Raw genomic sequence first — 14,607 nt, 5'->3', positions numbered from 1 at the left:
GAATTTAGGTTGTAGCCCTGGAATTGGGCTAATCATTTTAGCAATTGTTCCTGATAAAATTACTTGTTAAAGTAGAGCACCCTCCTTCTTTAATCTTGAGTTACTCATGATTTATTCAAATATTCTGGAAACGATAGGCCATACTCCGGTTGTGCGGTTAAATAAACTGGGAAAAGAACTCGATTGTGAGCTGTATGCCAAATGTGAATTTTTCAATCCAGGGGGTTCAGTTAAGGACCGTATTGGCTATGAAATGGTGAAAAAAGCAGAGGAGGAAGGCCGTATCAAACCGGGTGATACGCTGATCGAACCCACCTCAGGCAATACCGGAATTGGCATTGCGCTGGCAGGCGCTGTGCTGGGTTATAAAGTCATTATTACCATGCCGGATAAAATGAGCCAGGAAAAACAAGTGGCTCTGGAGCGTTTAGGTGCTGTAATTTACAGAACCCCGACTGCAGCCGCCTGGAATGCGCCTGAAAGCCATATCTCGCTGGCCAGCCGGTTGCAGAAAGAGATACCCAATTCGCATATTCTCGACCAATACGCCAATCCCAATAACCCCAATGCCCATTACCATGGAACAGCGGAAGAAATCATTGAGGATTTCGGCAAAAGCCTGACAATGGTCGTGGCAGGCGTTGGCACCGGTGGGACGATTAGCGGAATTGCCAGACGTCTGAAAGAATATAACCCTGAAATCCAGATAATCGGCGTTGACCCGATTGGCTCTATTCTGGGCGGCGGAGATGAAATTAAACCCTATGACGTGGAAGGCATTGGCTATGATTTCTTCCCCGATGTTCTGAATAACCAGCTCATCGACCGTTATGTCAAAATCAATGATGCAGACTCTTTTAATACAGCAAGACGTTTAATTCGCGAAGAAGGCTTATTGGTAGGAGGCTCCAGCGGAGGCGCCGCCTGGGCAGCGCTGCAGGCAGCCAAATCCTTAAAGCAAGGTGACAAATGCCTGGTCATCCTCCCCGATTCAATTCGCAATTATATGAGCAAATTTGCCAGTGACGATTGGATGCGGCAGCAGGGATATTTGAATCCATAGCGATCCTCTCGCCCCTAGGGGGAGAGAGTTAGAGACAAACATAAGAGAAAATCCCCTCTCCCAAGTTTGGGAGAGGGCTAGGGTGAGGGTTGATTTTAAACCCCTCTCTCTAACTCTCTCCCCTGAGGGGAGAGAGGATCTCTTAAAGATTAACGTATTCTCATTCCAGATGAGGACTCTTGCTTTTTATTTTCTGAAGAGTACTTCTTAAGATTAGCAAACACCCTGTCTTCATTAAAAATTCCAAGGGATAATCCCTGGGCAATAGTATGGATGAAATCCAGAGCTGTATGGTCCTGGTAATCTCTCTGCGGTTTAATATTGGTTGCTTCATGCTTGTTGGCAAGCCCGATATTCTTGCGGAAAAACTTCTGAATGCCATGTTCAATACCCGCATAGGGAACACGCAAATGATAATTAAAGCTATGTTTCCATTCCTCGAGTAATGCTTCTCTAAGTCCCGTTTTATCAAAATCCTTTGCTTTATATTGCACTTCCAGATTTTTAACGCGGCGTAAGTAATCCTGCCGCATCAATTGTCTGCTTTCTTTGATTTGGGCCTTCAGTTCTTCCATGCCGGGCTCACTGGCTCGGTTTACTTGAGGCAACTCTGGCAAGGCCATCGCTGCATTATATTTTTCAAAGACTGCAATGTTGGCTACATACGGGCGATAAAGCTTGTCCTCGACTTGCAGTTTAAGTTTCACAGCAGGCGTCACGCCTTCCGGTGGTGAAGAATGATGAGCGGCATGAAATTCTTTACCTGGCTCCACTTCAAGTATCTTAATGGATAAACTTAAACGTTTTGCCAGGGCATCTCTCAACACATTATCATTGATTCGGGTGTCTGACTGCCTCATTTCTGCCACCGATGAAAGCTGATCAGAAAACGCATCCTGATAAGCAACCGGGTCAGAAACCAACTCATCGACAGTGATCTGGCGAAGGGTAAATCCCAAATCTCTCACAAACTGAGTGATGGGCTGTTGTGCCATTAGCTGTCTTAAACGTTTCACATAAGAATCAGCACGCTCAAGCTGCTGGGGCTTCGGAAAAAGGGTTTTATGGTATTCAAGGATCTGCTGAATCAGTCCCTCATGCTTAGCTGGATTGTCCAAAGCTTTGCTGATAATTGCGGCCGCTGCAGAACGAAAAAAACAATCGTTCTCTTCACCAACATAAATATATCCCGCCTGCTGCTTGTCAGCGGATTGGATGACGGGCCGGACAAGTGGAGTGATACTTGGGGCTTGTCTAAAAAATGTCGATGTCGTCGCTATGGCCATGACACCTCTCCTCTTACCTGTATGATTCCATTCTAATCAATATAGATTAAGGAAATATTAATTTGTATAGAAAAACCTGTTGTCTTTGCGAACAAAGTGAGGCAATCCAGATCAGACTTGAACAAAGTCAGGAGTTGCTTCGCTGACGCTCGCAAAAACAGTTTTTGTGAAACACACCGGACTATTGGCTGCAATTTTGCTGAATAAACTGAACGACTTTCTGATAAAAGGCCTGCCCCCATAAATCATTGTGCCCTCTGTCTTGAACCCGGATAAATTCCTTGGGCTGATTGGCGGCGTCAAAGAGATCAACCCCCTGAGCATAGGGCACGATCCTGTCCTGGTCTCCGTGAAGAATCAGCAAGGGGCTTTTGACGTCCTGAATACGCGACAGGGAATCATATTTATCCCAGGGAGAAATCAATATCAGCGGATAATGATATCTGGCGATAGCGCTTAACGAAGTAAATGGGCTTTGCAGAATTACAGCACATGCGGCATGATTTACTGACAAATAGGTAGCCACCCCGGTGCCGAGCGATTCACCGTAAATCACCAGATGTTTATCTGTTACACCCTGCTGTCTTAAAAACGCTCTTGCCGCTTCAGCATCCTGATAAAAACCTTTCTCTGAAGGAAAGCCAGGATTACCCGAGTAGCCTCGATACTCCAAAAGCAAGACGCCAAATCCATGATGAATCAATTGCCTTGCCATTGGCATGCGCATCCCAATATGGCCACCATTGCCATGCAGAAAAAGAACGGTGGCTTGTCCGGATTTAGCCGCTTTGTACCAGGATTGCAATGTCAGCCCATCGCTTGTCCGCAATGATACTACCTGCATATCCTTCGCCTGGAAACTCGCAGGACTTGGCATCAGTTTTGCTGGAAAATAGATTAGTTTTCTTTGATAAAAAAAGATGAAAAGCGTTCCCAGCAGAATAAATAAAATGCTAAAGAGGGCAAAATTTTTTAACATGAATAACCTTTTTACAATGAAAATAGCAGCGGAACCCTAATATTAACAGGCGTGCCAGTTCTGACAACCAGGAGGGCCTATGGAACTAATGCGAGACCAGGAAATAGCTAAACTGAAAGAGCTATTACGGCATACTGGTGAATTTATTGCTTATTTTGAACTGGCAGAGACTAAAATGATTGCCTGGCGGCAAGATATTGAAGAACAGGCGCATAATCAGCATCAGAAGATAGAGCAGAAATTACAAAATCTGCATCAGGAACTGGAATCCCTGCATGAAGTCCTCACCCAGGCCGGTCTGGCGCGTTTCAGACTCAGTGCTGAGCAAACTTTAGTACAGGGAGAAAAACATCTTGCTATGCTGGAAAAAGCCAGTCAGCAAATGCTCCTGGAAATTGCCAGCCAGTTGCGGGAATTTAATAAAAATTTTCACAAACAACTTAATTTAATTGAACAACACACCCAGCAGGCTATCGCAAAAATTGATCAGCAATTGGCGGATTATGATGCACACTATTTCAAACGGATTGCCAATGAGAGCTGTGTCCAGGTTGAAAAAGTAGCGACTCGCGCCATTCAGAAAAGCACAGGCCTTCTACGCTCATTTCAATGGCGTTCAGTGAGCCTCGCCTTGCTTGTCACCTTTATTACCAGCTTGTTTATTGGGCTTTACATCAGTAATGAATTGCCATGGGAAATGCATCAGCATGCCCGAAACGAGCGTGAGGCGGGTAAAGTCTTGTTAAAGGCCTGGCCTAACCTGTCCCATCAGGAAAAAAACAAGATTCTGAATACTGCTTCAATGAATAAGAACTGATATGTGGACTCTCCTTGGTATCGCGGCCATCCCTTTGTTGATGATCCATATTAAAAAATGGCGTAAAGGATGGCGGCTGAAGCAATGGCGCCATGGCCTAAACCTTGATGCACATGAAAAGGTATTCAAACAACTGTATCAATCGGTCAGCGGATTTCATCTTTCCAAGGAGGCCCGTGCTCACAATGATTCGCCGGAATATGTGTACGGAGAAATTGAATTTCAATCATTTATTGCCTTGCTGTCTTTATGCAAGCCAGGGCCTGCTACCATTTTCTATGATTTAGGCAGCGGAACCGGCAAAACAGTACTAGCCTGTGCGATGGTGTTTCCAGTTAAAAAAAGCGCGGGAATAGAGCTGTTTGAAAATCTCCATTGCAGCGCCCTACGGCAGCAGGAAAAACTAAAAGCAATGCCTGCTTATAAAGAAAATTATCATCATATTCATTTTGAAAATAATGATATCTTTTCTGCTGACTTTTCCGATGCAAATATAGTCTATATTAATGCCACCGCTTTTTTTGGCGAGCGCTGGCAGCACTTAAGTCATGTACTGGAAGGCATTGCCGCCGGCAGCCTGGTGCTCAGCACCAGCAAAGCACTGCAATCCTCTTTGTTTACTCTGATACGCACTGTCAGAGTGCAAATGAACTGGGGAGAAGTCGATGTTTTTATCCAGCAAAGACAGTAATAAAAAGATCAGGCTATTTACTATTTGCATACCCATAAAATCTTGTTACAGTTAATTGATAAGATTGAATAATTTTTTTGCGAGTCTATACTGATTAATAGAGTAGTACTTTAAGCTCTTAGCTGAAGCCTTTTGGGCAAGAGCCTTCTGAAACGCGGCCAACCGAGGTAGGTATGATTAAATCGCAACTCATAGCAAACCTAGCTGCAAAAATGACTCACTTGCCCGAAAAGCAAGTCAGTGATGGTATCAATCGTATTCTGGAATTAATGAGTGAAGCACTTATTAGCGGTCAACGGATTGAAATTCGTGGCTTTGGCAGTTTTTCATTGCATTATCGTCCACCCAGAAATGCCCACAATCCTAAAACAGGTGAAAAAGTTATCACTGAGGCTAAATATAGTCCCCACTTCAAGCCAGGAAAAGAGCTACGTGAGCGGGTAGACAGTTCCAGGGAAACCATCCCGTTGCAGGATGAGGAAGACGACGAATAGGGATTAATGCAGCCGTAGCCTCGGTAAGCAAAGCGCATCCAGGGAACGGCTATTGGGCATTAATCGCTTGTGAACCTGGGTAAGCTTCGCTTACCAGGACAACGTCAGGTTCGCGGCAAAGTAACCCCGGTTTGCCCCTGATACTTGCCGTGACGATCGCGATAGGAAACGGAACATACCTCATCAGACTCGAGGAATATCATTTGCGCCACCCCTTCATTGGCATAAATTTTAGCGGGTAGAGGGGTCGTGTTAGAAAACTCCAGAGTGACATGCCCTTCCCATTCCGGCTCAAGCGGTGTGACGTTCACGATAATGCCGCAGCGCGCATAAGTCGATTTACCAAGACAAATCGTTAGAACATTACGTGGAATACGAAAATACTCCACAGTCCTGGCTAAAGCAAAGGAATTGGGAGGAATAATACAAACATCCGATTTGACATCAACAAAACTGTTGGCATCAAATGATTTGGGATCAACGATTGCTGAGTTAATGTTTGTAAAAATTTTAAACTCATCCGCACAACGCACGTCATAACCATAACTGGACACACCAAAGGAAATAATACGGCCGTTGCCGGTGTCTCGTACTTGTTCCGACTGGAACGGGGAAATCATCCCGTGTTCCAGTGCCATTCTGGTAATCCACTGATCCGATTTAATTGACATAACTGCCTCGATTCTGAATTCTAAAACTACCTTCTACCATTCTCGCAGGATGGAAGCAAGCAGGATCAAGCGGCACAAACCGACTGCGGCAACTCCTGCAGGAAGGTTTTGGTCGTAGCGTCGCCTTTCTCAAAGAAACGATGCTTATTGTAGAGAGCCTTTTCGGCTTCTTCTTCAATTTTGGCCTTCAGATTCAGCTTTGGAGAATCCTCTTCGCTTAGAGCCTTCTTTTGTTTCGCCAGTTGACGCAGCTCCTTCTGGAAGCTGTTCAGACCCTCAGTTTTTTCCTTAACTATTTTGGAATTAAAAGCAGAGCTGAAATGTTTTTTCTGGAAATTATCCACTTTATAGAGGGTATGCTCAATTTCCCAGTCCTCAGAGACAGCTTCAACCGGCTCTTTCAATTCGATAGAGGTTTCTGCTTTTCGCCCTGTTTGCTGATACCAGGCCTGTTTGAAACTTAAGACCTCGCGGGGATTCGTCTGATCATTCGGGTTATTGAACTGACTTGCACCCCAGGCGTAAAGCGTTGCCAGTAAAAATACAGGGGAAAGTACAAATTTCAATATGAGGGTAGGCGCATCGTCATTATCATGGCTATGCCCTCCTTTTGCACTCAGACGATCTTTTAAAGCGTGTTTTAATTTAAAATCATCATGCTTATGCTCATGACTGCCGGGGAAGAAATAATGCCAGTCTTCACCCAATTCACTTATGGTTCCCAAACCTGCTGACACGGTTTCCGGAATCCCGGGCACGCGATCGGAAGTGACGCCAATGCTAATCAAATGCCCCAAAAATAAAATCAGGCGCAGAGGGGCTAACAAAATATTAATGACCAGACGGAATGGGTTGATGATCTGTAGCCAGTTTTCCTTCTGACGCAGTTCAGCCCAGCCTTGCTTGATATCGTTTACAAATTCTCTAAACCAGGATTTCTTACTTTTCAGGGCGCCTTCGATAATTTCAAAGGTATTGCTGGTATTTTCCAGATTAAAAAACACTGCAGAAAGACCGGTGATAATAGGATTTATGATCCCCATTACGAATACGGGGATTTTACCCATCCATGCAAACAAAGGCCGCGAGTTTTTAACCACCGTCCACCAGGTACCAGCCGTACAAATCGTTAGCGCAATGGCTAGACCGACCAGGAGTACTGAAGTCGCCGCCAGGAAAATACTTCGCCAATTGACTTCTTTGACTAAATTATCACGGATCTTGGTATACCATTGCCGCAAGGTATCGTTATTGATCATGTCCGTAATGGCATTATAGGTTAGAAAACCGTATGCAGCTCCGGCAATGACAGCCATTGGAATAATGAAGGCTGGTAACACGGAAAACGGAATCGCCGCCAGTAAAGGAATAGCAGCAAATTCTCCGACCAGGAGGTAAGTGGTTCCTGCCCCCATGAAAAGACCGGCAAGAATACTGAATGCACCGGCTAGACGGTAATATAGACGACGTCTTGTAAACAACTCCTGCACTTCATCCTGACCTCTGGCCTTCAACCATCGGCGAAGCTCCTGCTGATAGGGAGTTAGGTCCTCTTCCTCATCATTTTTGGCAAAGAGTTGCTCAGCAAACCATTTTTCCATATCACTGAGCTTTTTCTCAATCTTTTTCTTTTTGAGACGACCTGCTTCGTCTAAAGGATCCTCGCCAAAGGCATGAAGACGCTGCAGCATTTTTTTATAATCTCTGAAAAATTCCGGCCCGCCCTCAAGCTCCGCTCCTTCTTTGGGAAAGTTATTAAGTAAAAATTCCCTGGCCAGATGGCGTTCCAGATAATCACGTTTAAAACCCAGCTTACCGAGAGCACCGGTGATATTCTGCATGTATATTTCGTATTCGTAAGCAACAGAGAGAAAGAAGGCGCCGAAAGCCAGAGGGAGAACGGGCCAAAGAACAAACATACCGCCAAAACTCAGGAAGCCGAGAATAAGGCTGGCTCCAACAGTTAATAGAAGGAGAAGCAGATAATAGGGTATTTTTTTTGATTTCATTTTTAGCCCGTGTTTACCATCCAAAAGGATTTGCAACTTTATAACAAATGAAAATGATTATCAATAAGGAAACGGGCAATTATGACACATATTGTTCTTAATAAGCGACTTTTACCGATTTAAAATATAAAGCAAGCTGTTGATTAATCTAGCATCTGGGTGAGTTTGACCGCTTAGATGAATTCTTAGGAAAAATTTAGGATTACAATCTTGAAGTCATCATGTACTATCTGTAGGCATCGTAAAGTATTTCTCAAACAGCCTGTTGAGTGTACCTTCCTTTCAGCGCTTGCAGCAGACATGCTTTATGACGAATTAAGCCATTTATCAATTAAGGAGTAATGATGCGTTTGAATCAATGGATGACTTTTCTTTCCACTGGGTTAATGCTGATAACCAATCCTCTGGCAGCGCAAGGCCAGACTCACATGGAACAAATACAGGTGCCGCAATGTCTTGCAGCAAAAATGCCTTCACAATTTGAAATCCTTGCGGAGAATAACGAGTTTAAGATTATCAATCTGCCTTCTGATAAGCTTCAAAGTATCAGTTTGCTGGCTGACCAATTGAATTGTGGTCGATTTGTTAATGTGAGCGGACAGCTGGCAGACAAATCCGGCAACCAAAAAGCAGAGGCTGCTCATCAACTGCTGACAAAACCTGCCTTGAAGCAAAACACTCTCTTAAAGAGCGGGTTTAAAGTCAAGCATCGTTCAGCGGTTATTGAAGCGCTCGAGCAGGTGAAATCCGAGAATATCCTCAAAACTCTGAAACACCTCACTGATTATGAGAATCGTTCCGCGACCAAAAATACCGGAGTTCAGGCCGCTAAATGGCTGAAGTCAGAGTTTCTGCAAATGGCAAAAGAAGCAGGACGTACCGATGTGGATGCCTATTTTGTCAAAACGGGCGTGTGGTATAAACAGCCCTCTCTGGTTACAGTAATAAATAAAGACAGCCGATCTCCCGGAATAGTGATTGGCGCGCATATGGACACTCTTGATGGCCGTATGCCTGGAGCAGGCGATGACGGCAGCGGATCGTCAAGCGTCATGGAAATTGCAAGGGTGTTACTAAACTCACATCAGGAGTTTAACCGTCCAATCTATATCATCTGGTATGCTGCGGAAGAGCGCGGTCTGGTCGGTTCTCAGTATGTAGTCGAGCATTTTGAGCAGGAACATATCCCTGTGCTTGCCGCAGTTCAATTTGATATGACCGGTTTCCGTAATGATCGCAATGATCCTACCATGTGGGTTTTCCGCGATTACACCAATGATATGTTAACGGATTATCTGTCTGAGTTAATCAAGACTTATATTGGTGTTCCTGTGGCTGAATCAGAATGTGGTTATGGCTGTAGCGATCATGCTTCATGGACAGCAGCCGGGGTTCCTGCAGCATTCCCCTGCGAGACTGATTTTGAACACCATAATCAGAAAATTCATACCTCTGGCGATACAATGGATCGTCTGACTCCTGAACATATGGTTAATTTTGCCAAATTAGGCTTGGCTTTTGCCATCGAACTGGCAAGTGATTAAACTGAATCGGGTAGTTAGACTTCTCCACTTCGCTGCATCTGTCGTGCCTTAATCAGGCGCGGCAGGTGCAGCGAGACTCCAGGCTCTAACGAATTGCCGTGATGAATTCTCTTCTGAGACAATTTCATTTTCCTCAGGATAATTATCAAAAAACAGCCTGCCCGGTAAAGGTTTCTGAATCGAAGCATTTTCATCTGTTTTTTTGGATTCCTGCTGTTTCCTTACCGTCAAATGTCCCTTTCCCCCCTGCCTTTGTAAGGGGTTTTTATAGACAAAGGGAAAATTCAGCGCGTCTTCACCCTCGATTTCAAAATCAAATTTAGTCAACATCTTGACCACCGAAAGCGCCTCACCAAGAGCAAGTCGAAGTCCCGGGCAACGCCGTCGGCCTGTTTTAAATGATAGAAAGCTGCCCTCTTTCTCCTTCTGAGCCGGATGGATAGATTGTGGTATATCAGCGAACAAGCAGGCATTGTAGTGGTTTCCCTGAGAGTCTACTGGCAGCCAGCGCTCAGGAAAAATATCTTTGGCGGTTACTAGTTTTTTCCCCAATGATGCCTCCCCTTCTGCGGACAAATAAATATCGGGAAAATTGCGGTTATCCTGATGGATTGCTTCAAGCGGCATTAACAAAAGAGCACCGCGTGGAAGCGTGATTGACTGACCATCCTGCTTAAGCTCGAGAGGCTCTTGCACCACTTCAGGGATTGCTGGAGCAGGAGGAAGTATGCGCAATGCCTCCAATATGACTGCCTCGGTATAAGACAGTTTTTCCTCGCCTCCCCAGGTGGAAAGTTTGGAGTGGTCAAAATCAGCGGTGGCTAATTCCTGGCGGACCATTTTTAAAATCCTTGGATCCTGCAGCATAATTCGAAGCGTTGTAGTTAGCAGGGTCGCAGTCGCATCAAAGCCCAGCAGCGGGATAAACAGACTTTCATTAAGCGCATCAATGACCGCGGAGGATAAAGCACAAGTATCCCCATGACATTTTGCGAATTCGATTAAGTTTGAGCAATCTCCCCCTTTTAAAGGGAGTTTCGGATCAATCCCTTGGCTTAGCAGGTCCTTCTCCAAAGCTTTCTTATCGAGAACATGCGCGGTCATTAAACGATTAAGCCAGCTATCCGTCGCGCAGAGTTCTCGTTTCAGGTCCTCATGCTGCAGAAGTAAGCAGCCAAAATTAAAAATCTTTTCTCGCAGGCTCCACAATTGCATTTTCTCGGCATCGGATATGGGCTCAATATCAAACAAACAGCCCATCAGTTCCTGAGTTAAACTGGGATGATAGAGTTTTTCAAATACCTCAATACTATTTTTGCTAAAATAATTATACAGCAGCACACGCCTGGACAGCGTATCCATAACCTGGCCGAGTGTTTTTTTATGTGGATTCACATCCGCACTTTGCAATTCAAAAAACTCTTCTATCAAAGTCTCCAGCTCATAGCGATTTTCCTTATTTTTCCGATGAAGCAGGTCTTCATTACGCCGCAGGATAGCGCCGCGCAGATTATCATGACCAGGTGTACCATTTTTTGAAGACATCAGATTATGCGGGCCTAGAATATGATCAAGGCGGTTAAACAAAGGGGTCTGGCCAAATTTGCCCTGCAAGGCTTTAGTGTTGTAAATCTGTTGAATCAGAGCAGGTTTTGCAATGACATACACCCGAGAGAGATTGGGTAAAAGAAAAAGACTGATGCCTTTATGATTGGGCTGTAATGATTTTTTGCCTACATCAACCACGAATTGCATAAAGGTTTCCTGTATTTTTTCTTTACTTAATTCAGGCTTTTCAGTGGATTGTAATTTTTCACTAAACAGTGTGGCCGTTAATTTTAAGTAAGAGACAGGATGAGGGAAGGTTATGGCGGACTGAACTATTCTTCGATAAACATACGCCACTGTAAGCAGCATTAAACCCAAATATAAAATGAATTGCATAATAGTTTCCTGTTTTATTTGCGTACAGATGAAACGACATACAACGATATCATCTGCAGGTTAAAGCCCTGCAAAAGACCAACATTTAAACATGAAATTCGAATAATGTACAGAAGAGCCTTTTTTTGATCGCTCAAAATGAGCCCACCCTCCTACTGACAATACCTATTTTTAAATAACGCATTGCCAGTTATTTTTTCGCAAAAGAACTGTTTTGAACTATCAATGAGGAGGTTTATTTCCTTTATTTACAGGCGGACAATGATATTCTGCGATAACTTCTCCCTGAGCATCCACAGTTTGCAAAAGAACTGGAAATTTCCAAAGCGTGTACAGATGCTTCAATACTTCCTGGGTATTATCCCCCAAGGGCGAGCGGTTTTGCTGAATATAGCGCAATGTAAGGCTTCGGTTCCCTTCGACATCCACAGAGTAGACCTGAATATCAGGCTCCAGAAAACCGAGATTATACTGGCGGGACAAAGCTTCACGAATTAACTGATAACCCTGCTCATCATGGATTGCCCCAACCATTAAATCAGGCTGGCGGTCATCGTCCACGATATGAAACAGTTTGAGATCCCGAATTAGCTGCGGTGAAAGGTATTGGGCAATAAAACTTTCATCCTTATAGTTACGCATGGCGGTATCGAGACTGCTTAGCCAATCGGTATTTGCGAGATATGGAAACCATTGCTTGTCTTCCGCGGTAGGATTCTCACAAATTCGTTTGATGTCCTGCATCATGTTATAACCCAGAGTATAGGGGTTAATACCGCTAAAATAAGGGCTGTTAAAGGAGGGCTGCATAATCACATTGGTATGGCTTTGCAAAATTTCCAGCATAAACTCATCAGTGACCAGGTTTTCATCATAAAGTGCATTAATCAGGGTGTAATGCCAAAAACAGGCCCAACCTTCATTCATTACCTTGGTTTGTCCCTGCGGATAAAAATACTGAGCTATTTTTCGTACAATCCGAACAATTTCCCGCTGCCAGGACTTCAGAAGGGGCGCATTTTTCTCAATAAAATAAAGAATATTTTCCTGTGGATCTTCTGGGAAGCGTTTCTTTTGACCATTACTGTCTACCCGCTTGCTTTGCGGGATGGTTCGCCATAATTCATTGACCTGTGATTGCAAGTATACTTCGCGATTCTGCTGACGAATTTTTTCTTCCTGTACCGAGAGGATAGCGGGATGCTTGTAACGGTCAACACCATAATTCATTAATGAATGGCAGGCATCAAGAATCGATTCGACCTCATCAATTCCATAACGCTCTTCGCATTCACTGATATAATTACGGGCAAATACCAGATAATCAATAATCGCATCGGCGGAAGTCCACATTTTGAAAAGGTAATTGCTTTTAAAAAAGGAATTATGGCCATAGCAGGCATGGGCGATAACCAGCGCCTGCATCGCCATTGTATTTTCTTCCATCAGATAGGCAATACAGGGATTGGAATTGATAACTAACTCATAGGCCAATCCCATTTGACCTCGCTTGTAGCTTTTTTCAACCCCGACAAAATGTTTTCCAAACGACCAGTGGTGATAACCAATCGGCATACCCACCGAAGCGTAGGCATCCATCATTTGCTCGGCGGTAATGACCTCAATTTGGTTGGGATAAGTTTCCAGTTTGAAATCTTTGGCCAGCCGGCCTATTTCGCGATCATAGCTCTGGATTAAGTCGAAGGTCCACTCGGCCCCTTTTGACAGCGGCTCTTTTTTCATGCAGTCTTCCTTTTAAACAGTTCACGAAATACTGGATAAATATCAGCTACATTATCGATATTTTCCATAGCGAAATTAGGATATAGCTCATGCACTTTCTGATAAACCTCCCAGAGGCTCTGATGATGACGCGGCATAATTTCAATATAGGCGAAATATTGCAGTAGCGGCATAATTTTTTCCTGCAGCAATTCCTGGCAGTATGGTGAATCGGCATTCCAGTTATCACCGTCAGAGGCCTGGGCCACATAAATATTCCAGGCAGAGACCGGATAACGCGCCTCAATGATAGTACTGAGTAACTCCAGTGCACTGGAGACTACTGTGCCTCCTGTCTCTCGCGAGTAAAAGAACTCCTCTTCATTGACTTCCTTGGCGGAAGTATGATGGCGTATAAACACCAGTTCAATTTTTTCATAATTCTTGGTCAGAAACAGATACAGTAGAATGAAGAATCGTTTGGCAATATCTTTTTTTGCTTCATCCATTGATCCGGAAACGTCCATTACACAAAACATAACTGCCTGCGTTGAAGGGGCTGGAACCTTTACCCGATTGTTATAGCGCAAATCAATGGTGTCGATAAATGGAACCGCTTTCAGTTTTTTCTTTAGAAATTCAATTTCATGCTGCAATTCTAATATCTGAAACTTTTCGGCATCAGGATTTGCCTGCAGGTGCTCCATCTCTTCTTCCGCCTGTCGCAGACGTTTTTTATAAGAGCCGCCCAGGGCCATACGCCGCCCGGTAGCCTGCCGCATTGAGCGGACAACATTGATATTGGTCGGAATACCGCTGCTGGTTACACCGGCTCGAATAGTTTTATAGGTTGTTAACTGCGCCAATTCTTTTTTAATTAAATCAGGAAGCTCCAGATCTTCAAAATAGAGATCCAGGAACTCTTCACGAGATAACTGAAATACAAACTCATCTTCACCTTCACCGCTGTTACTGGCCTGACTTCCGCTGCCGCCGCTGCCGCCGCCATCGGGTCTTCGAATTCGATCACCGGCAATAAACTGATCATTGCCAGGCAAGACTCGTTCAACTCGCCCGCCTCTTCCACGGTGAAATTGCGGCTCAGAAATATCTTTTGCCGGGATGCTTATCATTTCGCCCTGATCAATCTCGGTGATGCTGCGTTTTCCTACAGCATCAGAAACGGCACGTTTTATTTGGTTTTTATATCGTCTCAGAAAGCGCTGGCGATTGACTGTGCTCTTTTTGCCGGCATTCTGTCGTCGATCAATTAATTGCGACATACGCTCATCCTATTCAAAATACCAGTTTCCAAGCATTAGCTAAGCAAAAATCCTCTCTCCCTCAGGGAGAGAGTTAGAGAGAGGGATTTAGAAACAACCCTCAC

Annotated in this window: 12 protein-coding genes; 5 read left to right on the top strand and 7 right to left on the bottom strand. The window is 44.3% G+C overall.

Translation table 11 applies throughout. From position 1 onward, the window contains the following. The first annotated feature begins 106 nt into the window (after positions 1 to 106). On the top strand, positions 107 to 1,063 hold the full coding sequence (locus LXA66_RS09210; RefSeq protein ID WP_233012911.1) for a pyridoxal-phosphate dependent enzyme: 957 nt from the start codon (positions 107 to 109) through the stop codon (positions 1,061 to 1,063). Positions 1,064 to 1,212: 149 nt separating this feature from the next. Here the strand turns inward: LXA66_RS09210 and LXA66_RS09205 are convergent, their stop codons facing one another. Both LXA66_RS09205 and LXA66_RS09200 read right to left on the bottom strand, forming a co-directional pair. Continuing rightward, the gene (locus LXA66_RS09205) at positions 1,213 to 2,349 is read right to left on the bottom strand and encodes a hypothetical protein (RefSeq protein ID WP_233012910.1); all 1,137 of its coding nucleotides are present in this window, start codon (positions 2,347 to 2,349) and stop codon (positions 1,213 to 1,215) included. A gap of 181 nt (positions 2,350 to 2,530) precedes the next feature. Beyond that, positions 2,531 to 3,328 (bottom strand): alpha/beta hydrolase, encoded by a 798-nt coding sequence (locus tag LXA66_RS09200; RefSeq protein ID WP_233012909.1) that lies wholly within the window; start codon positions 3,326 to 3,328, stop codon positions 2,531 to 2,533. A 79-nt stretch (positions 3,329 to 3,407) separates the two neighbouring features. Here LXA66_RS09200 and LXA66_RS09195 point away from each other — a divergent pair, with 79 nt between their 5' ends. The 3 genes from LXA66_RS09195 (at position 3,408) to LXA66_RS09185 (ending at position 5,330) form a co-directional block, all read left to right on the top strand. Then, positions 3,408 to 4,145: a hypothetical protein gene (locus LXA66_RS09195; RefSeq protein WP_233012908.1), complete on the top strand. Its 738-nt coding sequence runs from the start codon at positions 3,408 to 3,410 to the stop codon at positions 4,143 to 4,145. Position 4,146: 1 nt separating this feature from the next. After that, positions 4,147 to 4,836 carry a methyltransferase gene (locus LXA66_RS09190; RefSeq protein WP_233012907.1) on the top strand — a complete coding sequence of 230 codons (690 nt, stop codon included), beginning with the start codon at positions 4,147 to 4,149 and terminating at the stop codon, positions 4,834 to 4,836. Between the two features lie 122 nt (positions 4,837 to 4,958). Continuing rightward, positions 4,959 to 5,330 carry an integration host factor subunit beta gene (locus LXA66_RS09185; RefSeq protein ID WP_367379936.1) on the top strand — a complete coding sequence of 124 codons (372 nt, stop codon included), beginning with the start codon at positions 4,959 to 4,961 and terminating at the stop codon, positions 5,328 to 5,330. 104 nt (positions 5,331 to 5,434) lie between these two features. Here LXA66_RS09185 and dcd read toward each other — a convergent pair whose 3' ends face one another. Together dcd and LXA66_RS09175 are read right to left on the bottom strand one after the other, a co-directional pair. Then, positions 5,435 to 6,001 carry a dCTP deaminase gene (gene dcd, locus LXA66_RS09180; protein ID WP_058507148.1) on the bottom strand — a complete coding sequence of 189 codons (567 nt, stop codon included), beginning with the start codon at positions 5,999 to 6,001 and terminating at the stop codon, positions 5,435 to 5,437. 65 nt (positions 6,002 to 6,066) lie between these two features. Further along, positions 6,067 to 8,010, bottom strand: coding sequence for a hypothetical protein (locus LXA66_RS09175; RefSeq protein ID WP_233012906.1), 1,944 nt, complete (start codon positions 8,008 to 8,010; stop codon positions 6,067 to 6,069). Between the two features lie 344 nt (positions 8,011 to 8,354). Here LXA66_RS09175 and lapA point away from each other — a divergent pair, with 344 nt between their 5' ends. Continuing rightward, positions 8,355 to 9,554 (top strand): aminopeptidase LapA, encoded by a 1,200-nt coding sequence (lapA, locus tag LXA66_RS09170; protein WP_233013038.1) that lies wholly within the window; start codon positions 8,355 to 8,357, stop codon positions 9,552 to 9,554. 48 nt (positions 9,555 to 9,602) lie between these two features. Here the strand turns inward: lapA and LXA66_RS09165 are convergent, their stop codons facing one another. The 3 genes from LXA66_RS09165 to LXA66_RS09155 form a co-directional block, all read right to left on the bottom strand. Next, complete coding sequence (locus LXA66_RS09165) at positions 9,603 to 11,498, bottom strand: cytochrome P450 (RefSeq protein ID WP_233012905.1); 1,896 nt, start codon at positions 11,496 to 11,498, stop codon at positions 9,603 to 9,605. 222 nt (positions 11,499 to 11,720) lie between these two features. Beyond that, positions 11,721 to 13,241, bottom strand: a complete 1,521-nt coding sequence (locus tag LXA66_RS09160; protein WP_112219433.1) for a SpoVR family protein — start codon at positions 13,239 to 13,241, stop codon at positions 11,721 to 11,723. After that, a complete protein-coding gene (locus LXA66_RS09155) occupies positions 13,238 to 14,503 on the bottom strand; it encodes a YeaH/YhbH family protein (RefSeq protein ID WP_112219434.1) in 1,266 nt (421 codons plus the stop codon). Before LXA66_RS09155 ends, LXA66_RS09160 begins: the two co-directional genes overlap by 4 nt. Positions 14,504 to 14,607 lie beyond the last annotated feature (104 nt).

It is taken from the genome of Legionella sp. 16cNR16C, from assembly GCF_021297775.1.
Taxonomy (GTDB): domain Bacteria; phylum Pseudomonadota; class Gammaproteobacteria; order Legionellales; family Legionellaceae; genus Legionella_C; species Legionella_C quinlivanii_A.
The sequence above is the reverse complement of the archived record's forward strand: the minus strand, read 5'-3'. Positions and strand labels throughout refer to the sequence as shown.

Excerpts from the sequence above, each read along its gene's own strand:
- LXA66_RS09210 (WP_233012911.1), top strand. The coding sequence starts at position 107 with ATGATTTATTCAAATATTCTGGAAACGATAGGCCATACTCCGGTTGTG.
- LXA66_RS09205 (WP_233012910.1), bottom strand. The coding sequence starts at position 2,349 with ATGGCCATAGCGACGACATCGACATTTTTTAGACAAGCCCCAAGTATC.
- LXA66_RS09200 (WP_233012909.1), bottom strand. The coding sequence starts at position 3,328 with ATGTTAAAAAATTTTGCCCTCTTTAGCATTTTATTTATTCTGCTGGGA.
- LXA66_RS09195 (WP_233012908.1), top strand. The coding sequence starts at position 3,408 with ATGGAACTAATGCGAGACCAGGAAATAGCTAAACTGAAAGAGCTATTA.
- LXA66_RS09190 (WP_233012907.1), top strand. The coding sequence starts at position 4,147 with ATGTGGACTCTCCTTGGTATCGCGGCCATCCCTTTGTTGATGATCCAT.
- dcd (WP_058507148.1), bottom strand. The coding sequence starts at position 6,001 with ATGTCAATTAAATCGGATCAGTGGATTACCAGAATGGCACTGGAACAC.
- LXA66_RS09175 (WP_233012906.1), bottom strand. The coding sequence starts at position 8,010 with ATGAAATCAAAAAAAATACCCTATTATCTGCTTCTCCTTCTATTAACT.
- lapA (WP_233013038.1), top strand. The coding sequence starts at position 8,355 with ATGCGTTTGAATCAATGGATGACTTTTCTTTCCACTGGGTTAATGCTG.
- LXA66_RS09165 (WP_233012905.1), bottom strand. The coding sequence starts at position 11,498 with ATGCAATTCATTTTATATTTGGGTTTAATGCTGCTTACAGTGGCGTAT.
- LXA66_RS09160 (WP_112219433.1), bottom strand. The coding sequence starts at position 13,241 with ATGAAAAAAGAGCCGCTGTCAAAAGGGGCCGAGTGGACCTTCGACTTA.
- LXA66_RS09155 (WP_112219434.1), bottom strand. The coding sequence starts at position 14,503 with ATGTCGCAATTAATTGATCGACGACAGAATGCCGGCAAAAAGAGCACA.